Genomic DNA, 23,527 nt, shown 5'->3' on the forward strand with positions numbered 1-23,527 from the left:
ACCTTTAATTATACTTTAACTTTAACTCATCAACCACATATTGTGGCACTTGTTCATAACAAGAAAAATGCATACTATACTGAGCTCTTCCCTGAGATATAGAACGCAAAACATTTATATAACCAAACATATTTGCAAGAGGAACCGAAGCAGTAATTATTTTGCTATTATTACCTAAATCCAGCATATCAACAACACTGCCTCTTCTACTATTTATATCACCCATAACATCACCCATATATTCTTCAGGAGTAATGATTTCCACCTTCATTATAGGTTCTAGCATTTTTGGACCAGCTTTATTTGCCATTTCCTTAAAAGCACCTTTAGCAGCAAGTTCAAAAGCCAAAGGACTAGAATCAACATCATGAAAAGCACCATCAAGAAGAGTAGCCTTAAAATCAATCAATGGAAAGCCGGAAATTATACCACCTTCTTTTATCAACTCTAAGCCATTTTGCACTCCAGGTATATACTCTTTTGGAATAGCACCGCCTACAATTTTACTTTCAAACTGAAAGCCAAAACCAGGCTCAAGAGGTTCGAATTTTATTTTAACTTTAGCAAACTGACCAGCACCACCTGATTGTTTTTTATGAGTGTAATCAATTTCAACAGATTTAGTGATAGTTTCACGATATGCAACTTGAGGCGCACCAACGTTAGCTTCAACATTAAACTCGCGCTTCATTCTATCAATAATAATCTCAAGATGCAGCTCACCCATACCTTTCAATATAGTCTGCCCACTCTCTGCATTTACTGACATCCTTAAAGAAGGATCTTCTGCAACCAATCTATTCAAAGCAACACCTAATTTTTCCTGATCTGAGGTGGTTTTCGGTTCTATAGCAATTTCAATAACAGGATCAGGAAATTCCATACGCTCTAATAGTATAGGAAAATCAGATGAACATAAAGTATCACCAGTAATTGTTTTCTTTAATCCAACTAAGGCAACTATATCACCAACTTTAGCTTCGTTTATATCTTCTCTGTTATTTGCATGCATAAGCAACATTCTACCAATTCCCTCAGTCTCATTCTTTCCAGCATTTAACACAGCAGATTTAGATTTTAACTTACCGGAATAAATACGAATAAACGTCAAGCTACCTACAAATTTATCCGTCATCACTTTAAACGCAAGAGCAACGAATTTCTCTTTTTCTGAAGGTTTGATCTCAATTTTCTTTTCTGAATCTTTAGGATCAGTTCCAATAATTACATCAACATCAATAGGAGAGGGTAAAAAATCAACCACACCATCTAAAAGTGATTGCACGCCTTTGTTTTTAAAAGCTGACCCACATAATACAGGGACAAATTTTCCTTTAATGGTCCCGCTTCTCACACACTTTTTCAACAAATCAATTGGCAGATCGTTAGATTCAAAGTAGGTATTTATCGCCTCATCATCCATTTCAGCTGCAGCATCTAATAAAAGATTTCGATACTCTTGAGCCTTATCAAGCAAATCAGAAGGAATATCTTCATAAGAAAATTTAGCGCCTAATGTTTCTTCTTGCCATATAATAGCTTTCATAGAAATAAGATCGATTATGCCTTTAAAATCTTTCTCACTTCCTATTGGCAACTGAATAACTAAAGGTGATGCGCCAAGCTTCGTTTTTATCATATCGACACATCGATAAAAATTTGCCCCGATTCTATCCATTTTATTAACAAAGCAGATACGAGGAACGTTATATTTATCAGCTTGACGCCAAACTGTCTCAGACTGAGGCTCAACTCCAGCAACTCCATCAAATACAGCAACCGCACCATCCAAAACCCTCAAAGATCTCTCAACTTCAATAGTGAAGTCAACATGACCAGGAGTATCTATTATATTAATCCTATGATCATTCCAAAAACATGTTGTTGCAGCAGAGGTAATTGTAATGCCACGCTCCTTCTCTTGCTCCATCCAATCCATAGAAGCTGCACCATCGTGCACTTCACCAATCCTATTTTGTTTGCCAGTATAAAATAAAATACGCTCTGTTGTGGTGGTCTTGCCAGCATCTATATGAGCCATTATTCCTATATTTCTATACCTAGATATTAAAACTTCCATACCACAATCAATCAGCTAATATTAAAAACGAAGATGAGAAAATGCCTTATTAGCTTCAGCCATTTTATACTTTTCTTCACACATCTTAAATGCACCACCACATTTATTATAAGCATCTAATATTTCAGACTGCAAACAATAAACAGTAGTTCTACCGCTCTTTTTTCGAGCAGCAGAAGTTGCTCTAGCAATCCACCTTAATGCCAAAGAAATTGCTCTATCTTGACGAATTTCAACAGGGACTTGATAAGTTGCACCACCAATACGCCGAGAGCGTACTTCTATAGAAGGGGTAACATTTTCTACTGCTGTTTCAAAAATTGATAAGGCATCTTTGCCTATTTTCTTTTCAGCTAAGGACAAAGCACTATAAGCAATCTTTTCTGCAATAGATTTTTTACCACATTTCATAATTATATTAATAAAACGCATAAGCAAGACACTACCATAACGAGAGTCAGGGCTTGTTCTTTTTTTTGCTTTATTACGACGCGCCATAAATTTTAACCAGATTTCTTTACACCATATTTTGAACGAGCTTTCTTTCGATTTTGCACACCACGTAGATCAAGAGCACCTCTTATTATGTGATAACGCACACCCGGCAAATCCTTAACTCGCCCACCACGTATTAAAACAACAGAATGCTCTTGTAAATTATGACCTTCGCCAGGTATATAAGCCGTCACTTCACCGTATCCACTAATCTTTACTCTAGCTACCTTACGTAGTGCTGAATTAGGCTTTCTAGGAGTTGTAGTATATACCTTAGTGCAAACACCCCTTCTTTGAGGATTGCATTTTCCCAAAGCTGGCACCTTCTTCTTGCGAGTTAACCCTGATCTACCTTTACATATTAATTGATTTATCGTAGGCATATACTGTAAACTTAAAACTCTAAAAACAACTAAGTCTTAGTTATAAAATAATAAACCTCAATAGTCAATATAAAAATAAACATTACTACTCTAATAATCTCAGCCTAATTGCTTTGAAAGCTACTGATAATTATATGCTAAAGCGCATATTGGTTTTAATATTAAGAAATTATCACTTGCTGTGGTCGAATTAATATAGATATGGAACAAGTAATATACTGTGATGGCTATCAAAGAATATGCAGAAAATAATGCTTATAATAGAGCCAAGAGCTTCTAACATTAATGCAAAAATACCAACCGAACTAACCGAATTACCAGTAAAGCCGGATGATTTTTACAATCCTACTCTTGACACTTAGATTTAATGCAGCTACCCTAAGTTCAAAATTCTATACTCAATTTTGCTGTTCTTGCATACAAGGAACACGTTTTTAGAATAATGAAAACAATCAGCGCTTTAATTAAAGAAGGGTCAAAGCTACTATCATCACATAGAATTGAATCACCACATTTGGATTGTGAAATCATCATGCAGTACGTACTTGGAGTAGAAAGATCATTCACAATCATGAATCACATCAATCAGGTACCAAGAAACAAAGAACTTCTATTCTGGAAATTAACAAAAAAAAGAGCAGAAAGATATCCAATATCGCAAATAATAGGTAATCGTGAATTCTGGAGTAAAAATTTTATAGTTAACCAACATGTTCTAGATCCAAGACCAGATAGTGAGACAGTAATTTCAACAGTGTTAAAATATTACCAAAATAAGAAGCAAAAAATAAAAATTGCAGATTTTGGCACAGGCACAGGCTGTTTGTTGATCTCCGTACTTAGTGAGTATGAATATGCTATTGGAGTTGGTTTTGAAAAAAGCCTGGAAGCATACAAAATTACCTGCCAGAACACAAAGAAACATAATCTTCTCAACAGAGCTAAAATATTTCCAAATTCGTGGACAGAATGCAGAGATTTATTTGATCTCATAATAAGCAATCCTCCATATATTAAAAGAAGTAAGTTAAAAGATCTGCAAGCTGAAGTGCAAAAAGAGCCAAGAATTGCTCTTGATGGCGGTATCGATGGATTGAGCTGTTACCTGAGTATTTTTCCAATATTGAAAAAGTGCCTTAAAAAAGATGGGTTTGCGATATTGGAAATAGGCGAAGATCAAAGCAATATTGACAAAATAATACCCTTATATGGACTGGCTTTTCAGGAATACGTATACGACTTGGCTGGAATGAAAAGATGCATTGTTGTAAAGCAAGATAAAGAACATGACTAGTAGAACGCTAGCTTTCTAAGAATCTGTTCATAATCTCAAGAAAGGCATAAAGTAAGAAATAGAGTGTATAAATTAGGATATATGAGGAGTGTATACCCAAGTGACATAAGTCGAGAGAAGTTTGAGATTATTTCACCAGATATGGAGTCTTGTGGAAAAAACAAAACCAAGAAAACTTGATTTGTATGATATATTTTGCGAAGTGTTGTACGCCCTAAAAAGTGGTTATCAGTGGAGGATGCTACCAAAAGAGTTTCCAAAATGGCGCAATTGTTATGATTATTTCAAAAATGGAGTGAAAAAGTAAAAGGAAATAAAAAAAAGTATTTTGGAGTGCATGTTAAAAAAAATAGTTAATGTGGTCCGACAAAACAATGTTTGGAAAGAAAAAATCAGCTTTTGCATAATTGACACTCAGAGTGTAAAGAACGCAGACACTGATGAAGAAAAAGGCTATGACGCTGGTAAAAAAATCTCAGGAATAAAACGCCATATCGCACGAGATATAGATGTTTGCTATTTATTCTTAAGCTTGGGAGTGTTAAATAGCATTTTACTTTTTTTAGTATGTAGAGATTTTCTAGGAATTATTCTATTGAATTCTATGATATTATTTTTTGTAACATTGTTATACATACCATAAGAGTGAACTGACGAAATTTGTAAAGGAGTTTTATGGCTTAGCTACATGGTACTAACACTCAAGTAAATTTTCATCAATGACGCAATTTGCTATGTCTATATCTCACATAGCTTACAACTTGCTTTACTCCTTTTACTTTTCTTGCAATTGCTATTACAGCTTTTAATTCCGCCTTATTTTGAGCTATACCCATCAAATAAACGACTCTATCAACTGTATTAACGCTATAATTAATTGATTTAATATTTCTTTTTCCCAGAAGCCTCGTGCTTATCTCTGCTGTTATCATACCATCTACAGTAACATCTAGCATAGAAGCCATTTTAATTGGTGTGACTCTTATTTCATTTATCACTTCTTTAATCTCTTTTTGCTGCCAAGCTATTTTCTCTGCTGTGAGTTGCTTTTCATGATTATCAACATTTCCAATGAGTAATACTCTTCCTTCACTCACTTTAACTTTTATAGATGAGAACAGTCCGTGTTTTAAGAGTCCCTTATTGATTCTTATTACTATAGTTGTATCATCAATAATGTTTCCCAAGGATTTATCTTGCATTGTTATTGCTGTAGCCGCTGCAGTTGCTGTTACCACTATACCACTCACAAGAGTCGTACAGCCACTCTGTGTAATCAGAAAAATTGCGAGTAAGAAGCTTGCTATTAATCTCATTATTAATTTCCAGAGTTTAGAGCTTTAATTAAAGAATATTAATAAGCTTTTTTTATTGTGTAAATACTATAAATTGAATAAGCCTTGAATATTTCTAAGACAGTACTTATCTCAATAATGTTAGTTAAAGTAATTCAGGCTTAGATTCATAGTGGAGTTAACCAGTATTATAAGTTCAGTCTGTGGTACTAAAATCTAATCTTTAAATTGCATAAGATGACAGAAGTGGTTATCTATAAGTTAATGAAGGGTTCTTGCGGATATGGCGAAATTGGTAGACGTGCCAGGTTTAGGTCCTGGTGAGCTTGCTCGTGGGGGTTCAAGTCCCTCTATCCGCACTTAAAGTCATGTAACTCAGGTTTTAAGAGAAAATTTATAATCACTAAGTACACTTTTGTTTGTATAAGAACCTGTTCTTAAGGATTGTATTTAACTTAAATTCTGGTAAAATGGCTTTATTAAAACATAAATAAAATATTGATAACAGGTTGTAATGTCTAGTAATATAACTCAAAATGCAGTCGAAGCAGATACATTAAGTAATATATATACCTATAAGGAACTTAGTGTAGATAAACTAAAGTATGAGTATGAAATCACAGTTAGTAGTGATTATATAGAACAAAAGATAAACTCTAGATTACAAGAAATAGCGAAGGATGCAAAATTGCCTGGATTTAGATCCGGAAAGATGCCTTACGATCTTGTTGTTACAAATTATAAAAACGAAGCTTTGGAATATGTGATAAAAGATACGATTGACTATTGCTCAAGTGATTTAATGAAAAAAATCGAAGTTAAGTCTCACATCCATCCTAAGGTTGATATTATGTCATTACCAAACCTGGATAAAAAGGATGAAAAAGGCGACTTTCTGTACAAATTATCTTTTGAATCGATGCCAAAAGTGCCAGTAATAGATCTTGATAAAATAAATTTGAAGAAAGTTAAGGCAAAAATCAAAGAGGGAGACATAAAAGAATTTATTGATTCTATAAAAACAAAATTTCCTAACTTTGTCTCTGTTGATGATGCTTCTTATCAAGCAAAAAACGAGGATAAACTGATAATTGACTTTGAAGGGCGAATTAGAAATAAGCTCTTTCAAGGTGGAAGTGGCAAAAATTTTACTGTTAATTTAGGATCTGGAACATTTATAAATGGTTTTGAAGATCAATTAATTGGCATGAAAAAAGGGGAAACAAAAAGCTTTAAGTTGAGATTTCCTGAAGATTACCAGGTAATTTCCCTTGCGGGGCAGGAGGCTGCTTTTTCTGTTCGAGTTAATGATATTCAGATTGCCGAAGATTTGCAAAGTGATAATGAAATAGCTAGGAGAATTGGTTTTGAAGATCATTCTTCGCTAATAAATCATGTAAAAGAAGTAATTGATAATCAGTGTAAAGAAATGGGAGATCTCTTAATTAAGAAAGAGCTATTTGATTGTTTGGATGCTAGTTATAGTTTTGACTTGCCTATAGAAGTAGTAAAACAGGAACAGCAGAGAGTGGAAAGAGAGTTGAATGCTAAAGATGATTCTTGTAAAGAAGCTGAAAGACGTGTAAAGCTTGCAATGCTATTTATGGAGTTCAGTAAAGAACATGAAATATCATTAACTCAAAGTGATATTATGAATGTTATTGTAAATCAATATGTCAGTAAAGATGTATCATTTGACAGAGTATTTAAACATTTTAAATCAGACGGACAATTTCAGGAATTAGTTAGAGGGCAAGCGCTTGAGTATAAAGTGACAGATTATATGATAGAAAAAGCTAGTAAAGAAGAACAGATTGTTTCTGTGAAAGAATTAAAGGAATTATTTGATAATATTTGATAGGAAAAGGTATGACTCTTATACCAATTGTAGTTGAACAAACTAGTCGCGGTGAGCGGGCTTATGACATATATTCAAGGCTAGTAAAAGAAAGAATAATTTTCGTAACTGGCCCTATTGAAGACAACATGGCCAGCGTAATAGTAGCACAGCTTTTATTTTTAGAATCGGAAAATCCTGATAAAGACATTCATATGTATATTAATTCGCCAGGCGGTGTTGTAACTGCTGGTTTATCAATCTACGATACAATGCAGTACATAAGTCCAGACGTTTCAACTTTATGTATAGGTCAAGCTGCATCTATGGGTTCTTTGTTGCTTGCAGCTGGTGCGAAAGGTAAGCGCCACTCTCTACCTCATTCAAGAATTATGATACATCAACCATCTGGTGGTTATCAAGGTCAAGCAACTGATATAGAAATACATGCTAAGGAAATTTTGCGAATTAAGAAAAAGCTAAATCAAATTTATGAAAAACATACTGGGCATTCACTCAAGAAGATTGAAGGAATGATGGAAAGAGATAAATTTTTGGATCCTATAGAAGCAATGAAACTTGGCTTGATTGATAAAGTAATAGCTGAGCGTAAAGATATGAAGATTGAAAATATTAAAGTTAAACAAAAGGTAGTTTAATGGATAACAATAATGATTTACACTACTGTTCTTTTTGTAACAAGGCACAAAACGAAGTAGATAAATTGATTACTAACTCTTCAGATGGTTTAAAGGTGTTCATTTGTAATGAATGCATAGAGTTATCCCATAAAGCAATAAGTCAAAAGAAAGAGAGAGCTTTTAATTCAGATCATATATCTGATATGAAGCTATTACTAAAGAAACCTGAAGATATAAAAAATTTTCTTAGTAAGCATGTTGTAGGTCAGGAACATGCGCAACACGTTTTATCTGTGGCTATGTATAACCATTGTCAATCCATGGTGCAACTTCATTCTATAAGTGATATTGAAATTGAGAAGTCAAATATAATGCTTATTGGCCCTACTGGTTCTGGTAAGACTTTGCTAGCAAAAACACTTGCTAAAGTTTCAGATGTGCCATTTGCTATGGCCGATGCGACAACTTTGACTGAGGCAGGTTATGTAGGTGATGATGTAGAAAGCGTGTTGTCACGTCTATTACAAGCTGCAAATTATGATGTTGCAAAGGCACAGCATGGTATAGTGTTTATCGATGAAATAGACAAGATCACAAGAAAGTCTGAAAGCGCTTCAATAACCCGTGATGTTTCAGGTGAAGGGGTCCAACAAGCTCTACTAAAAATCATGGAAGGTACGGTTGCTTATGTTCCTCCACAAGGAGGGCGAAAACACCCGCAACAAGAGTTTATACAAGTAGACACTAGTAACATACTATTTATTTGTGGAGGAGCTTTTGAAGGCCTAAATAAAATTATTGAGGCAAGAAAAAAGGGAACATCAGTTGGCTTTGGAGCAGATATAAGTCAGTCTAAAGCACAAAAGAAAAAAAATGCTTTACGCGATGCTCAACCTGAGGACTTAATCAAATTCGGTTTGATACCCGAATTTGTAGGACGGGTTCCAATAACTGCTGTTCTAGATGAGCTGGATCACGAGGATTTAATACATGTGTTGACAGAGCCAAGAAATGCGCTAGTAAAACAATATAAAGCATTGCTTGCATTTAGTAAAGTAAACCTTGAGTTTTCAGATGAAGCAATATCAGCTATTGCTAAAAAAGCTATAAGCTATAAAACAGGTGCAAGGATGTTACGTGCTATCTTAGAGTCACTTTTGCTTGATGTTATGTATATATCCGGCAACGGAGGTTTTGAAGGTAGCACTATAACGGTTACTAAGAAAATGGTAGAATTAGGCAAAGCGACGATTAATCATAATAATAAGGGTAGTGTTATAACGGTTAATGATTAATTTGAGGCATATATTATGAGTATTGGACGTGCTGTAAACTTTAATTCTACTGTATTACCAGTATTACCTCTAAGAGATGTAGTAATTTTTCCAAATATAATGTTGCCTTTATTCGTAGGTAGAGAAAAATCTGTTCATGCACTAGAATATGCAATAAGTAGCAGTAGTCACCAAAACGAGATTTTTCTCATAGCACAAAAAGATGGTTCTATTGATAATCCAGAGCCAGAGAATCTTTATGAAGTAGGCGTGTTAGCAAACATTATACAACCATTAATAAAACTGCCTGACAATGCAGTAAAAGTCATGATTCATGGGGTAAGAAGGGGAAGAGTTATAGAATATATTAGCTCTCACACTTTGTTACAGGCCAGAGTAGCGTTAGATGGTCATTATGAGTATGGAGAAAATGAAGATAATATTGATTTAGAAGCTTTAAGGCGTTCTGTTATAGATGCATTCGACAATTGGTGTAAACTAAGCAAGAAAAGTCGACCCGAGATTATTATTGACCCCATTGATCAAGTTAAAGAGGTTAATCAAATTGTAGATATGATAGCTTCGCACTTAAATATAAAGGTATCAGATAAGCAAAACATACTTGAAGTTTATAACCCAAAAGAGCGTTTAAAAAAAGTTTTTGCTCTTATTGAGAGAGAAATAAGTATTTTGAGTGCACAAAACCGCTTGTATAAGACAATTAAATCACAGGTTGAAAGTACTCAAAAAGTTTACTACCTTAATGAGCAATTAAAAGCTATACAGAAAGAATTAGGTGAGTTTGAAAATGGAGATGAAGGGAATATACTCAATGAATTTGAAAAAAAGATAAATGAAACAAAGCTTTCTGAGGAAGCAAAAGAGAAAGCCATAACTGACTTAAAGAGATATAAGAAAATGAATCCCATTTCTCCTGAAGCAACAGTTATATCTAGTTACTTGCATTGGTTGCTTGATTTGCCATGGGGAAAGTACAAAGATGCAAAAATTAACTTAAATGCGGCTAAAAAAATCTTAGATGAAAATCATTATGGCATAGAGAAAGTAAAAGATAGAATAATAGAATTTTTAGCAGTATTAAAGAGAGTAAAAGAGATAAAGGGTCCTATACTTTGCTTAGTTGGACCACCTGGTGTTGGTAAAACTTCTTTAGCTAAGTCTATGGCAAAAGCAGTAGGAAGAGATTTTGTTCGCATATCTCTTGGTGGTATACGTGATGAGTCTGAAATACGAGGACACAGAAAAACTTATATTGGCTCAATGCCTGGTAAAATCATTCAACACATGAAAAAAGCTAATTCATGCAACCCGCTTTTTCTGCTTGATGAAATAGATAAGATGGGTTCTGATTCGCGTGGTGATCCTGCATCTGCATTACTTGAGGTTTTGGATACTGAGCACAATAAACACTTTACGGATCATTACTTGGAAGTTGAATTTGATCTTTCAAGTGTAATGTTTGTAGCTACGGCAAACAGCTTAAATTTGCCACATCCTTTGCGTGATAGGATGGAAATTATACAATTATCTGGATATAGCGAAGATGAGAAGATCAGTATTGCTACGCATCACCTTATTCCAAAATTAAAAAAAGAGCATGGTTTGCATCAGAAGGAGTGGAAAATAACTAATGAAGCATTATACGAGTTGATACGTTTATATACACGTGAGAGCGGCGTGCGAAGCATGGAAAGGGAACTTGCAAAGCTCATGAGAAAAGCAGTTAAAGCAATATTAACTGATAAAAATAAGAAAATATCCGTAGAGGTTGGTAATTTACAAGATTACCTAGGGGTACGTAAGTATACCTTTGGCATTGCAGAAAATGAGAGTTTGGTAGGGGTAGTAACTGGTCTCGCCTATACTGAAACAGGTGGTGATATTTTAATGATAGAGTCAGTCCTAATTCCGGGCAAGGGGGAAATAAAATACACAGGAAAGCTTGGAGAGGTTATGCAAGAGTCTATAAAAGCTGCGTATAGTTATGTGCGATCAAATTGTTTATTTTTCGGTATAAAACCCGAAAAATTTCAAAATAATGATATACATTTGCATGTACCTGAGGGTGCTGTGCCAAAAGATGGTCCCTCTGCTGGCAGTGCAGTATGTACATCTATTGTTTCTCTTATGACAAATATACCAGTTAACAAAAGTGTTGCTATGACAGGTGAAGTAACATTGCGTGGTAGAGTGTTGGCTATTGGGGGTTTGAGAGAAAAATTGCTTGCTGCGCTAAGAGGATCAATCAAAACTGTGATTATACCAAGTGAAAATGAGAAAGATATGCAAGAGATTCCTGCAAATATAAAAGAAGAAATCAATGTAATTTTTGCTGAGAATATTGATGAAGTTATAAAAGTTGCTTTGATGCACCCTATTACTTCAATTGATGATAATAACGAAATTAGTGTGTCTAGCTCCATAGAAAATAAGGATAATACCTTCCCTTCATCAGAAACATTAAAGCACTAAATTGAAAAGGTTTATGCAATTTTCGTTTCTTTTTTTTAACCTCAAAGCTCTGATTTGAATATATAAATTACAAGTAACATATATGGCAATTTCATAAGTTCATTTTTCAAGCATATATTGCAATATCTCACTAGCAATTGCAACATCTTGGCGTGGAGTTTTACCATGTTCTATAAACACTGAGATTGCATAGCGCGGATCATGGTAGGGGCCATAAGCGATAAACAATTTATGACTTTCACCTTTAGAGTTTATCTCTGGTGTTCCGGTTTTGCCAGCAATTTGTATACTGCCTAGTCCTTTTCTATAGTTAGAATTCACCACGTCAAACATAGCTTTTCGAACCACACTAAGATGCTCATGATTCACATCAATATCAAGAAAGTCTTGCCCTGATTTACTCATCTCAATGTGGGGAATTACCTCCTTTCCTGTTGCAACCCTCGCTGCAAGAACCGCAAGCTGTAATGGCGTTGTAAGTAAATACCCTTGTCCTATAACTAAGTTAATGGTATCACCTAAATACCACTCTGAATATAGCTTGCGTGCACGCCAATTCATGTCAGGCAACAATCCCGGAGCTTCTTCCTTAAACATTCCAATTAATGGTCCACTTCCTATACCAAATTTGCTAGCCATTTCTAGTAGAGAATCTACATTTATTTTTTTTCCTATATTATAAAAGTAAGTGTTGCATGAGAGAGCCATTGCCTCATTTAAAGATACATATCCATGAACTTTGCTTTTCATGCAACGAAATTTCCGCTCACCTATCTTCATATATCCCCTACACGAGAATTTTTCTTCTGGTGTTATTATTCCATCTTTTAAACCCGCAAGCGCATCTATTATTTTAAATATTGAACCAGGTGGAATTTGATATGATAATGCACGGTTTACAAGCGGTAACGAAGGAATATTTAAACTTTCCCAAGTTTCATTTGATAATCTGCTAGTGAAAAGATTATTATCGTAAGAAGGTGAGTTATACAATGCTAAAATTTCTCCGTTATTTACATCAATTACCACTGTGGAACCTTGGTGGTCTTTAAATATCTCTGCGATTTTTTTCTGTAAATCAACATCAATTGTCAGCTGTACATCTTGTCCGTCTTGCTGCGGTATGCTAGATAACTCTCTCATGATACGCTTCTTAGAATTTATTTCCTGCTCAGATTTTCCGGTCTTGCCTTTTAATACATGATCATATGTATATTCAATTCCACTAACCCCTGCTTCATTTATGTCTTGCTGTCTTTTTGTATATCCGATTATATGAGAACATATCGAACCAAACGGGTAATAACGTTTATAAAGAGCAGTTATTTTTGTATCTGATGATTTTATCGCATCAGGTTTAATTTCTGATAACATCTGCAAGTCAACTTCCCTAGTAAAGGTTTTCTGCCCATCAAATAAAACAATATACGAAATTTTGTTTACTGCGAGTTCAACGCTATTCCTATCCAAAATCCTGCCTCGTTTAGGCACAATAGTAACAACTTTTATCCTATTATTATTGGATAGCACTTCATATTTTTGTCTATCTCGTACTTGTAAAGTATACAACCTACAACTAAAAATAGCAGAAATAGTAAGCTGAATACCACCTAATATGAATGACCTACGGTTGAAGACCTTGTTTTTTGTCCACATAGAATTCCTTTAGAACGCACTCATCCTCCTTTTATTGGCACATTTCTAGCTTTCACTACATCACAAACCCTTTCTTCCCACTCACTTAAGGTAACAAGTTTGTAACCCGATTTTTTTAGTATTTCAATAATCTGAGGTAAAGCTTCAACTGTATTTGATTTGTTATCGTGATCATGGAACAATATAATCGCTCCATTATGTACATTGCTTAAAACTCTTTCAACCAAAATCTCTGATTTATCACCTTGCCAATCCAGAGAATCGACTGTCCATAATATGGAATACATATTTAATCGATTAGTATTTTCGATCAAATTATCGTTATGACATCCATATGGTGGGCGAAACCATTTTACATTCTGTTCTGTTGCATTTTTAATTGCCACATTTGTCTTTTCCAGTTCTTGCAATTGCTCCTCACTTGAAAGTGATGTCAACTTCCTATGCGACCAAGAATGATTACCTAATTCATGACCTGCTTGATGGATCTTTTCTACTATTTTAGATGTTTTTTTATTTATGCGTTCACCAAGCAAAAAAAATGTCGCTTTTGTTTTATTGCTCTCCAGAATATTAATAATATCTCCTGCTCTATTATAAGATGGTCCATCATCAAACGTAAGTGCAACGAACTTATCTTTGTTATTCAATAATTTCTTTATATTACTTAAATTTCTATATGATAGATCCAAATCACAACTGAGCCCACGATACGGTAAGTTAAAGTTACAATCACTACAAAAAACTGCGCTTGAGCATAGCAAAAGAAAAGCGATTATTCTTATAAACATATATAATCAGCAAAGTGATAGAGTACTACACTTTTTTGCTAAATTAAACCACTTTTAACAGCTACTGTTTACTTCGTTACTTTGTCAATATATTATATTAATAACTTTATATAATATAGTATGATTGCAAATATAAATACCGTTGCTCTTCAGGGAACCAGCACAGTAAATGTTAATGCACAAATTCACATGGCAAATGGTATTCCAGCTTTTAAAGCAACAAGGACAACATTGCGAATTTAGAGTTCAAAAGGGTTATTCCTCGAGAACTACTGCGTCAGAAAGCTGGCGTTGAATTTGTATATAATGTTGACCTTGGAGGTTTTTATGAATAATAATGAGAGAAAAGAAAAATTGGAAACTCGTATTCTATCAAGCAGAGGCAGGTCTTTATTGGATCACGAGCTACTAGAACGTACTCTGTCTGGATATGCAGAAGGAAGAGAAGTGGCAAAAAGGCTAATTGAGCTCTTTAGTAGTTTAGGAAGGGTAATTAATGCTGATTTTCATGAGCTAAAAAACGTTACAGGAATGAATGATGGAGCAATAGCAAATATCTTTTGTCTGAAAGAGATTTTTGATAGGATACTGAAAGGTAAGTTAAAAAAATTGTCAATTCTTGATAATAGAGAAGAGCTACTAAAATACTTTAAAGCAGCAATAGGGCAGTCACGAAAGGAAAGCTTACGAGTGGTATACTTAGATCGAAGTGGTCATTTAATATATGAGTATATTCAAGACTGTGGAACTATAGACAGAGTACCTCTGTATGTGAGGGAAATAATAAAACAGGGATTACTGATTGACGCAGCATCTGTTGCAATTTCACATAATCATCCAAGTGGAGATATAGAGCCATCAAAGGAGGATGAGGATAACACACTTACATTAGCTGCAACCTGTGAAAATGTAGGAATGAAATTAATAGATCATATAATCGTAACACAGAAGAGCCATTTTAGTTTTTATGATAGTGGTTTATTATAGTATGCTATAAATCAAAGAAGGAAAGTTCTCTAGCTTTCCTTCTTTTTTTCTACTTCATAAATTAAAAAATTCAATATAAGCTTGAACAGCTAAAATTAGTAATGAAAGGTGCAATTAGGTAAAAAAGTAAAGGAACTTAGGTTATACTGTGGTTTAACACAAACTGAGTTAGGAAAGAGAATAGGTGTTTCATATAGACAGATACAAAGGTACGAAAATGGTTCAAATTGCATTTTAGCCAGTAGACTGTATGACTTGGCAAAAGCCCTATCGATTAATGTTGCTGATTTCTTTACTGGTATGCATGCTGACTCACATGAAAGTTACGATGAAGAAATACTAAAATTAGTCAAAGGATATAACGAAATTAAGAGCAAAAGGTTACGTAGTGTAGTTTATATATTGGTAAAATCTTTTTCTCAAAGTGATAATACATAGCTAATATTACCTGATACGTAAAATGACCATACAACATCCTATCGATAAGCAAATAGGGGAAAGAATAAGGAAAAGAAGGCTAATGTGTGGTTTTAGCCAAAGGGACTTAGGAAAAAAGCTTGAAATTTCATTTCAGCATATACAAGGATATGAAACTGGAGAGGTAAGGCTTATAGTTGATAGGCTGTATAATTTGGCAGAAGCTTTGTCCGTTGATATGTCATATTTTTTTACCAAAGCCTCTGAAGACTTGCATGATAATGCCTTCCGTAGCGATGTGGGCAGCGAAGAAATATCAAGATTAGTAAGAGAATATAGAAAAATTAAAGATGAAACACTATGTGATATTGTTCATTCAGTGATAAAGGCTCTTGCTAACAAATAATACAAATTTTAAAGTCCAGGTATTTTTTATAATATAAAACACTTCTACAAGCAATCCTAATTAAAGTAAATTATTTATGGTAAATTTGATTAAGTTTTAAAAACTACTTTACTTTGTAAAGGTTAAATTGTTTACTATTTATTTCTGATAGACAAGTGGCTATGTGAAACATAGCCACCAATCAAGAACGTCCTACAGATGTCGTTTTGTTGTCTTTTAATTTATTCACCCAAGAAAAAGTCTCACTGCTTTTAGAACTTTGGTCTCCCCACCTTCCACATCTAGTAAAGCTGCCTTTTTCTACTGCTTCTTTAACAGACATTCCACCAAGCAAACACCCCTGTCCTACGATTTCTCCTATTTTTTGCAACTCATTCCACATTTCTTCATCTTCCACCTCAATTTGTACTTGATTATAGTCTGCTGTGTCATGATATACCATTAAATTTAGCTCTCCTAGGCTAGTATAAAATGTGACTGCAAAACCGCTGTTATCGGATATATCTACGTAATTTCTTTTACCGTCTTTGCCAGTTTTGACTTCAACTTCACCATCACCTATTTTTATGATATTACCGCCAAGATTTAAGTCTCCTTTACTTAAGCCCAAATTTTTTGCACCTTCTACAACTTTGGCAACATCAACTATGCAGCTATGTGAAAATTCCATATAGAAGGTCTTATTATCAATTTCTACATTTTCAACAGTTCCTTCTATAGTAGCGTTCTCTCCAACTTCCCTGAGTTTTTTGAGCCTACTATATATTTGTGGCTCAATTTCTTTTTGCATCTTTTGATGAATTTCAGTTATTTTCTTATCAACTTGTACATTAAAATCTGCTCCATGTAAGGCTAATTTTCTGATTATATCTTCTTGTTTATTTCCTTTGAATTCATCACGATACATCTTAAACATTACAACGTTAGAAAAACTAAAGCCATCTTCATTGGCAGCATTGATTCTTATTCCTAAATCCAAAGCTTCATCGACGATTTTACTTAATTTGTCTATATTTTCAGATGCAATAGCTTTTTCCAAGAATTCATTTAGTTTCATATTTTCATATTCTCTTAGCCTTATCTTGCATAAAGCTGATCGAAATGGATTGAGCTCCTCAGGATATGTTAAGACAGGTAATTTACTAATCTTTTTATTTGCTGTTGGAGCAGCTTTTATAAAATTAGGTAATAACCCTTCTTTTGCTATTCGCTCTACTGCTTTTAACATTTTACTAGACAATTTTTTACCATTTATTTTTTTCATTGTAACCCTCACATTATTTAACTAATATATCGTGATAAATATTATTTAATTGTTAATATTATACGACTTATTGATTTACTGTAGATTATAATAACAAATTTAACGGGCATTTACACTACAAAAACACATCTTGTAAAAATTATTTCAGTTTCAACAAAAATAGGGTATTGTGATTGTAAAGTTGAAAGAAATGGATCTCCTGTCTTACTCCACTGAAAAGTTGAAGAAGCATTGTCAGCTACTTGATGATGAAGAAAAAATAATTCTATATGAGCAGTTGCTAGACAAGGCTAAAGACATACTTGAAAATTCAAGAGATAATGTTTCTGAACTGAAAAAGATCAGTAAAGCTGCTGTAGCAATAGAGGAAACTACCGATAAGCAGTTACTAGAAAAGTTTAATGATGACCACCCGCTAAGAGAAGTGGACATTTTAATCTACTCTCCTCAAGGAAATACTGAATATCTATTCAGCATAGATAACTCGTCGGAGCTTTATGATTTAAAAGAAGATAAGGATAAAGCTCTTTATAATGCAGTAAAATCAAATGATGTTGAGCTTGTAAAAAAGCTGCTAATGATCCTTCTACCTCAAGAAGTAGGTAATTTTGATGTAGAATACTTGGAAGAATTAAAAATATTGCTGTCAGGAATTCACAAAGAATTACAATTATCACAAGATATGAAAAATTATCTTGAGAAGACGATAAAGTTCTATAGTTTTTTATGTAGTAATTTTAGCTTATTAGTTGCAAATCCCACTGACGTAAAAGCCATGATGGATCTATTTGCTGCTCAACCAAATATTGATTACCAAATAGATAAGCTTCTGCTTTCTTTTATTGTGAGAGATGTAGAGGAAGAAAAGTTAAGTTCTGAAATCAGTCACATGATAGAACTTCTCGAGCAGCATGAAAGATTTTCTGAGCTTGAATATAAGGTTAGAAGATTAAGATCAGAGTTTGCAAGTGGTAAAAGCAGATATTCGGCTGAAGTAATACGAAATAGCATTGCAGAACGAGAAAAAGAGATGAGGGAAATTGAGAAAAGGTATATAACGCTACATAATTTAATTAGCAAAAGACAGAAATTATTGAAGCAATTTTTTTGTTGACTGTTTTTCCACTTCATAAAATTTGTTGTAAATTTGAGTAAGGGATAAAAGGTGCAATTAGGTAAAAAAATAAAGGAATTTAGGTTATACTGTGGTTTGACACAAACCGAGTTGGGCAGAAGAATAGGTGTTTCGTATAGACAGATACAAAGGTACGAAAATGGTTCAAATTGTGTTTTGGCCAGTAGATTATATGATTTAGCAAAAGCCCTATCGATCGATGTTGCTGATTTTTTTACTGATATGCACGCCGACTCACATGAAAGTTACGATGAAGAAATACTAAAATTAGTCAAAGGATATAACGAAATTAAGAGCAAAAGGTTGCGTAGTGTAGTTTATACGTTAGTAAAATCTTTTTCTCAAGGTTACAATGAGAGTTAGTATTGCTTTGATATATAAATTAAGATATTAACAAATGATTGTGCAAGCTGAACAACACCCTATTGATAAACAAATAGGTGAAAGAATAAGGAAAAGAAGGCTAATGTGTGGTTTTAGCCAAAGGGACTTAGGAAAAAAGCTTGGAATTTCATTTCAGCATATACAAGGATATGAAACTGGAGAGGTAAGGCTTATAGTTGATAGGCTGTATAATTTGGCAGAAGCTTTGTCAGTTGATATGTCATATTTTTTCACCAAAGCTTCTAAAGACTTGCATGATAATGCCTTTCGTAGCGATGTAGGCAGCGAAGAAATATCAAGATTAGTAAGAGAATATAGAAAAATTAAAGATGAAACATTGCGCGATATTGTTCATTTAGTAATTAAAGCTCTTGCTAATACAGGCTTCAAAGGGGATGTTAAATAAATCATATCCGTCAAGTTAAGAAAATGAGCCCAATATAGTAACCATTTAAGGTAGGTGTCTTATTTATAAAGAATTAATAAATTACTAACTTAATATCTAAAATAGTTTTTTTTATTTCCTTTCTTCCTTATGCCACTTTTTCTTAACTTGACGCGCATGGTCTTCTACACTTTCTCAAGTCTTTTTCCTTCACTTTCCTTACCTGTACCCAAGTTTTTTCTTGTAAATCTATAACTTGAGAGCACATTGACTAACTTGGCCAATATTAAAGAGGTGAGTCAATTACGTGAATTGAAGTTTAAGAGATTATGCAGAAATTAAGGTGAAAAACTTACTTGTCATAGCAAGTTTACATTTTCATAGAGAATTTTTATCACATGTCAAAAAATATATTGACTTAAATGCTTTTATATTTCTTAATGTTAAATTTGTAATATAGGAGGCAAGATGAGTTTAGATTCTGAACTAATTGAAGCGGCAAAACAAGGAAATTCTACTGAGGTTGAAAGTCTTATAGCTAGGGGAGCCAATGTTAATGCTAGGGACAATTTTGAAGGAACTTCCTTACACTGGGCCGCTATAAGGGGTTATTCAGAAATAGTGGAAAAGCTTATAGAAAAAGAGGCTGAGATTAATATTAAGAACAATCATAGCGAAACTCCTTTGTTTCTCGCTGTGTCTTCTAAGAAATGGGATATTGTTAAATTTCTTGTAGGAAAGCGAGCTGATGTTAATATTCAGGGTAGTAATGGTTATTCACCTTTGCATAAGGTTGCTTGGGATCTTGAGGCTAGCTTTGATATAATAGAGCTTTTGGTTAAAAATAATGCTGATATTGAAGCTAAAGATAATATCAATCAGACACCTTTACATATGGCTGCCTACCGTGGTAGACTAGATGTGGTAAAGCTCCTTGTTGAACACGAGGCCAACATTGAAGCTAAAGATAAAGATAATAAAACACCTTTAGACCTAGCTCGTGAAAAAGGTCATACAGATATAGTAAATTTTTTATCGAGAGAAGAAAATTTAAACCAAGAATTATTAACTGCTGCAGCACAGGGAGATCTTGATAAAGTTACAAATCTTATTGAGCAAGGTGCTGAGGTTGAAGCTAAAGATAAAGATAAAGATAATAAGACACCTCTACACTTAGCTGCTGAGGGAGGTTACAAAATTGTAGTAGATTTTCTTCTTAGCAATGGGGCTAACATTGAAGCTAAAGACAATAAAGATGGGTGGACACCACTCCACTATGCTGTAATGAAAGGTCACTCAGAAATTGTTCAGCTTCTTCTTGATCGAGGTGCTAATATTAATTCTAAAGCGTATAATGGTAGAGAGCCTATACATGCCGCTGTTCAATTTAATCAAGCACATCTTGTAAAATTTTTCCTGAAAAAAGGCGTAAATATTAATGTTAAAACGAATGAAGGTTGGACACCTTTACATTATGCTGCAATTCATGGTTGGTCAGACATAGCTGGGATTCTTATTGACAATGGTGCTAACGTAAGAGCTAAAAACAAAGGTAACAAAACACCTTTAGATTTAGCTGATGAATATAATAATACGGAAATAATAAAACTCCTTGTAAGAAAATCAGCTGAATTAGATGAAGTAACACCTTTACATTGGGCTGTGAAACACCGCTCATTAAAAATAGTTAACCTTTTCATAGAAGATGATGTTAACGCTAAAGAAGAAAACCATGGTTGGACTCCTTTACATTTTGCTGCTCAAGAAAACAAAAAAGACATAGCTGAGCTTCTCATTGCAAGAAACGCTACTGTTGATGCTAGAAACTATAGAGGTTGGACACCTTTACATGAGGCTGCAAGTAAAGGCAAGCTAGACGTAGCTAAGCTTTTTGTAAAAGAAAGAGCTAATGTTAATGCTAGAAATAATAAAGGTTGGACTCCTTTGCATGAAGCTGCTAAAAAGGGTAACTCTGATATAGTTGATTTTCTTATCAAAACTAATGGTACTGATATTGAAGCTCAAAGTCGTAATCGCAAAGACACTCCGTTACATGTAGCTGCTGGAGAAGGTAAGCTCGAAGTAGTTAAATTGCTTGTAAACAACACAGCTGATGTTAATGCTAAAAATAAATATGGCAAAAAACCATTGGATATTGCTAAGGACAAAAATCACACAGATGTTATTAATTTTTTAACACCAAAAACCTCTCGTAAACGTCGTGATGTGTCAAATGAGCAAGAATTTTCAGCTGCAAGTGGTTCAACTAGGATAACTTCATGGATAAATGATTATATTGCTTGGATTAAAGATTCTGCAAGTGAGTTTATAGGTAATATTCCTTTTAAAAGCACTACGTCATTGCTTACTAATAATATTCAAGTAGATTATGGCACTTCTCCTAAAAAACAATCAACTTATGAATCTGAAGATAGTACAAAAACAACAATCTCTCAGATTGATTTTAATGGAACAATAGCATTGTTAGATGTCTTTGTGAGGAGATTTACAGGGGAGAAATATCCTTCTTTTCAAGGTGCCTCTCTTTCTCAATTGGAAGTGTTAGGTTATGCATTGAATATTACACAGGCATTTGAAAAAGCTATAGAACAAGCTGCAAAGGGAAGTGGTATATCGATGCATCGACTAAGCATTGATTTTGTAGAAGTACAAGAAGAGATTACTAAGAAAGTCGTAGGTGGTAGATTTGACGAAATTTCTGGGGTTTTAAACTCGTATGTAGAGAAATCTTGTTCTAACGTAAAAGGTGGCAAATTCAGTCCAAAGAAATTTGATAGATTTATCACTGCTTTTAACAATGAGCTACCACAAATACCTTATGAAAAGGAAAGAAGTATTTCATTATCAAGGGCTAATTATATAGAAAATCAGAGCTTTAGCTTGAAAGACAAGAACCCTAGCAATTACTTAGAAGGTGTTTCTGTTCAAGGTAATTTAACTCAAGTTAAAGGTGTTTAGTTTTTTATGGGAATGTTCAAAAAAGTGTGTCAAACCGAGAAATAAAAATAAAATAGAAACAAAAAATAGAGGTTTGATATATGAGTTACAAAATAGAAAATGGAACGACTAGCCTGGTAGATTACAAAGAGCTGGAAGCAAATATACTGTCATCAATAAGGGAAGGTAAACCATTGATGGGGAGAGATGGAGCATTAACACCATTTGTAAAAAGGCTGCTGGAAGCAAGTCTAGAAGGTGAAATAGAGCATCATTTATCCAATGAAAGAGAAGGAAAGAATCGAAGAAACGGAAAGAATGGCAAAACTTTGAAGACGAGTGCAGGTTCATTTGAACTATTGACACCAAGAGATAGAGAGGGAAGTTTCGAACCACAGATAGTGAAAAAAAGGCAAACAAGCTTACATCCAGAACTTGAAACAAAGGTCTTGAACATGTTTGCAAGCGGTGTGGGATACAGGGATATAGCATCCTATGTGGAAGAAATCTATGACCATAAAATATCTGCAGCAGAGATATCTGGAATTACAGATAAATTACTGCCTATAATCAATGAATGGAGGAGTCGTCCCCTACAATCAGTATACCCGATAGTATTTATGGTTTTTTAAGGTCAAAGAGAATGGGCATTGCATAAGTAAATGCATGTATAATATATTAGCAAAATGGCAGAAAAGAAGTACTGGGTTTTTACTTAGCAGAAAGTGAGGGAGCTAACTTCTGGCTAGGTGTATTAAATGACTTAAAAGAGAGAGGAGTAGAAGACATTTTGATAGCTTGTGTTGACGGTCTGAAAAGCTTCCCTACAGCTATAAATAGTGTATTTCCCAATGCTGAGGTACAGTTATGCATTGTGCACCAAATAAGAAATTCACTAAAATACGTATCAAGTAAAGATGTAAAAGTTTTCATGAATGATTTGAAGAAAATATACCATGCTACAAGTAGAGAAATCGCAGAAAATTATTTACTTGAGCTGGAGGAAAAATGGGGTGAAAAGTATCCACTAGTTTTGGCAGAATAATTGGGAAAATTTGTCTAGCTATTTTAAGTATTCAGGGCCAATTAGGCGGCTAATTTATACCACTAATCCTATCGAGGGACTACACAGACAGATTAGAAAATTTACTAAAACCAAAGGTTCTTTTACCAGTACAAATGCCTTGTACAAATTGGTATATTGTGCTATAAAAAAGATAGAGCAAAAATGGGCTATGGCTTTACCTAATTGGGCTTTAACTATATCTCAACTTGACATCTTTTTTCCTGATAGGTTAAAAATTGAGTTGAACTAAAAATTCGGTTTGACACACTTTTTTGAACATTCCCTT

The 23,527-nt window shown here is 34.0% G+C and carries 20 protein-coding genes, 1 tRNA gene and 2 pseudogenes; 16 read left to right on the top strand and 7 right to left on the bottom strand.

Going from position 1 to position 23,527, the window contains the following annotated elements; genetic code table 11:
- Positions 1-4: 4 nt before the first annotated feature.
- From fusA to rpsL, 3 genes are read right to left on the bottom strand one after another with little or no spacing between them, the layout of a single operon-like run.
- Positions 5-2,080: an elongation factor G gene (fusA, locus tag ACE38P_RS03570; RefSeq protein WP_010406835.1), complete on the bottom strand. Its 2,076-nt coding sequence runs from the start codon at positions 2,078-2,080 to the stop codon at positions 5-7.
- Between the two features lie 21 nt (positions 2,081-2,101).
- On the bottom strand, positions 2,102-2,578 hold the full coding sequence (rpsG, locus tag ACE38P_RS03575) for a 30S ribosomal protein S7 (RefSeq protein WP_006014699.1): 477 nt from the start codon (positions 2,576-2,578) through the stop codon (positions 2,102-2,104).
- Between the two features lie 5 nt (positions 2,579-2,583).
- Positions 2,584-2,958: a 30S ribosomal protein S12 gene (rpsL, locus tag ACE38P_RS03580; RefSeq protein ID WP_010406837.1), complete on the bottom strand. Its 375-nt coding sequence runs from the start codon at positions 2,956-2,958 to the stop codon at positions 2,584-2,586.
- Between the two features lie 442 nt (positions 2,959-3,400).
- Between rpsL and prmC the strand changes: the two genes are divergently transcribed.
- Both prmC and ACE38P_RS03590 read left to right on the top strand, forming a co-directional pair.
- Positions 3,401-4,252: a peptide chain release factor N(5)-glutamine methyltransferase gene (gene prmC, locus ACE38P_RS03585; protein WP_139686898.1), complete on the top strand. Its 852-nt coding sequence runs from the start codon at positions 3,401-3,403 to the stop codon at positions 4,250-4,252.
- An 81-nt stretch (positions 4,253-4,333) separates the two neighbouring features.
- Positions 4,334-4,757, top strand: a pseudogene (locus tag ACE38P_RS03590) (transposase); the annotation flags it as partial.
- Positions 4,758-4,968: 211 nt separating this feature from the next.
- Here the strand turns inward: ACE38P_RS03590 and ACE38P_RS03595 are convergent.
- Positions 4,969-5,568 carry a BON domain-containing protein gene (locus tag ACE38P_RS03595; RefSeq protein WP_010406846.1) on the bottom strand — a complete coding sequence of 200 codons (600 nt, stop codon included), beginning with the start codon at positions 5,566-5,568 and terminating at the stop codon, positions 4,969-4,971.
- A gap of 256 nt (positions 5,569-5,824) precedes the next feature.
- Here ACE38P_RS03595 and ACE38P_RS03600 point away from each other — a divergent pair.
- From ACE38P_RS03600 to lon, 5 genes are all read left to right on the top strand, one after another.
- A tRNA-Leu gene (locus ACE38P_RS03600) sits at positions 5,825-5,906 on the top strand.
- Between the two features lie 155 nt (positions 5,907-6,061).
- Complete coding sequence (gene tig / locus ACE38P_RS03605) at positions 6,062-7,405, top strand: trigger factor (protein WP_139686894.1); 1,344 nt, start codon at positions 6,062-6,064, stop codon at positions 7,403-7,405.
- An 11-nt stretch (positions 7,406-7,416) separates the two neighbouring features.
- Positions 7,417-8,043 (top strand): ATP-dependent Clp endopeptidase proteolytic subunit ClpP, encoded by a 627-nt coding sequence (clpP, locus tag ACE38P_RS03610; RefSeq protein WP_139686893.1) that lies wholly within the window; start codon positions 7,417-7,419, stop codon positions 8,041-8,043.
- Entirely contained in the window at positions 8,043-9,320 is a 1,278-nt protein-coding gene (clpX, locus tag ACE38P_RS03615; RefSeq protein WP_010406852.1) for an ATP-dependent Clp protease ATP-binding subunit ClpX, read from the top strand. Before clpP ends, clpX begins: the two co-directional genes overlap by 1 nt.
- 15 nt (positions 9,321-9,335) lie before the next feature.
- Positions 9,336-11,792, top strand: a complete 2,457-nt coding sequence (gene lon / locus ACE38P_RS03620) for an endopeptidase La (protein ID WP_353281264.1) — start codon at positions 9,336-9,338, stop codon at positions 11,790-11,792.
- 99 nt (positions 11,793-11,891) lie between these two features.
- Here the strand turns inward: lon and ACE38P_RS03625 are convergent, their stop codons facing one another.
- A complete protein-coding gene (locus ACE38P_RS03625; RefSeq protein WP_374699507.1) occupies positions 11,892-13,448 on the bottom strand; it encodes a penicillin-binding transpeptidase domain-containing protein in 1,557 nt (518 codons plus the stop codon).
- Between the two features lie 20 nt (positions 13,449-13,468).
- Positions 13,469-14,239 (bottom strand): polysaccharide deacetylase family protein, encoded by a 771-nt coding sequence (locus ACE38P_RS03630; protein WP_374699508.1) that lies wholly within the window; start codon positions 14,237-14,239, stop codon positions 13,469-13,471.
- Between the two features lie 120 nt (positions 14,240-14,359).
- On the opposite strand from ACE38P_RS03630, the gene ACE38P_RS03635 reads away from it, so the two are divergent.
- From ACE38P_RS03635 to ACE38P_RS03650, 4 genes are all read left to right on the top strand, one after another.
- A complete protein-coding gene (locus ACE38P_RS03635) occupies positions 14,360-14,482 on the top strand; it encodes a hypothetical protein (RefSeq protein ID WP_374699509.1) in 123 nt (40 codons plus the stop codon).
- 84 nt (positions 14,483-14,566) lie between these two features.
- Positions 14,567-15,226 (top strand): RadC family protein, encoded by a 660-nt coding sequence (locus ACE38P_RS03640; protein WP_374699510.1) that lies wholly within the window; start codon positions 14,567-14,569, stop codon positions 15,224-15,226.
- Between the two features lie 108 nt (positions 15,227-15,334).
- The gene (locus ACE38P_RS03645; protein ID WP_374699511.1) at positions 15,335-15,664 is read left to right on the top strand and encodes a helix-turn-helix domain-containing protein; all 330 of its coding nucleotides are present in this window, start codon (positions 15,335-15,337) and stop codon (positions 15,662-15,664) included.
- A gap of 22 nt (positions 15,665-15,686) precedes the next feature.
- Positions 15,687-16,049, top strand: coding sequence for a helix-turn-helix domain-containing protein (locus ACE38P_RS03650; RefSeq protein WP_374699512.1), 363 nt, complete (start codon positions 15,687-15,689; stop codon positions 16,047-16,049).
- Positions 16,050-16,230: 181 nt separating this feature from the next.
- On the opposite strand, the gene ACE38P_RS03655 is transcribed toward ACE38P_RS03650, so the two are convergent.
- Positions 16,231-17,313 carry a hypothetical protein gene (locus tag ACE38P_RS03655; RefSeq protein WP_374699513.1) on the bottom strand — a complete coding sequence of 361 codons (1,083 nt, stop codon included), beginning with the start codon at positions 17,311-17,313 and terminating at the stop codon, positions 16,231-16,233.
- 190 nt (positions 17,314-17,503) lie between these two features.
- Between ACE38P_RS03655 and ACE38P_RS03660 the strand changes: the two genes are divergently transcribed.
- From ACE38P_RS03660 to ACE38P_RS03680, 5 genes and pseudogenes are all read left to right on the top strand, one after another.
- Positions 17,504-18,427, top strand: coding sequence for a hypothetical protein (locus ACE38P_RS03660; protein ID WP_374699514.1), 924 nt, complete (start codon positions 17,504-17,506; stop codon positions 18,425-18,427).
- Positions 18,428-18,478: 51 nt separating this feature from the next.
- On the top strand, positions 18,479-18,811 hold the full coding sequence (locus tag ACE38P_RS03665) for a helix-turn-helix domain-containing protein (protein ID WP_374699515.1): 333 nt from the start codon (positions 18,479-18,481) through the stop codon (positions 18,809-18,811).
- A 34-nt stretch (positions 18,812-18,845) separates the two neighbouring features.
- The gene (locus tag ACE38P_RS03670; protein ID WP_374699516.1) at positions 18,846-19,238 is read left to right on the top strand and encodes a helix-turn-helix domain-containing protein; all 393 of its coding nucleotides are present in this window, start codon (positions 18,846-18,848) and stop codon (positions 19,236-19,238) included.
- A 447-nt stretch (positions 19,239-19,685) separates the two neighbouring features.
- Positions 19,686-22,196, top strand: coding sequence for an ankyrin repeat domain-containing protein (locus ACE38P_RS03675; RefSeq protein WP_374699517.1), 2,511 nt, complete (start codon positions 19,686-19,688; stop codon positions 22,194-22,196).
- Positions 22,197-22,276: 80 nt separating this feature from the next.
- Positions 22,277-23,491: pseudogene (locus ACE38P_RS03680) on the top strand (IS256 family transposase).
- The last annotated feature ends 36 nt before the right edge of the window (positions 23,492-23,527 follow it).

The sequence above is a fragment of the Wolbachia endosymbiont (group A) of Limnophora tigrina genome, assembly GCF_964263225.1.
Lineage (GTDB): Bacteria > Pseudomonadota > Alphaproteobacteria > Rickettsiales > Anaplasmataceae > Wolbachia.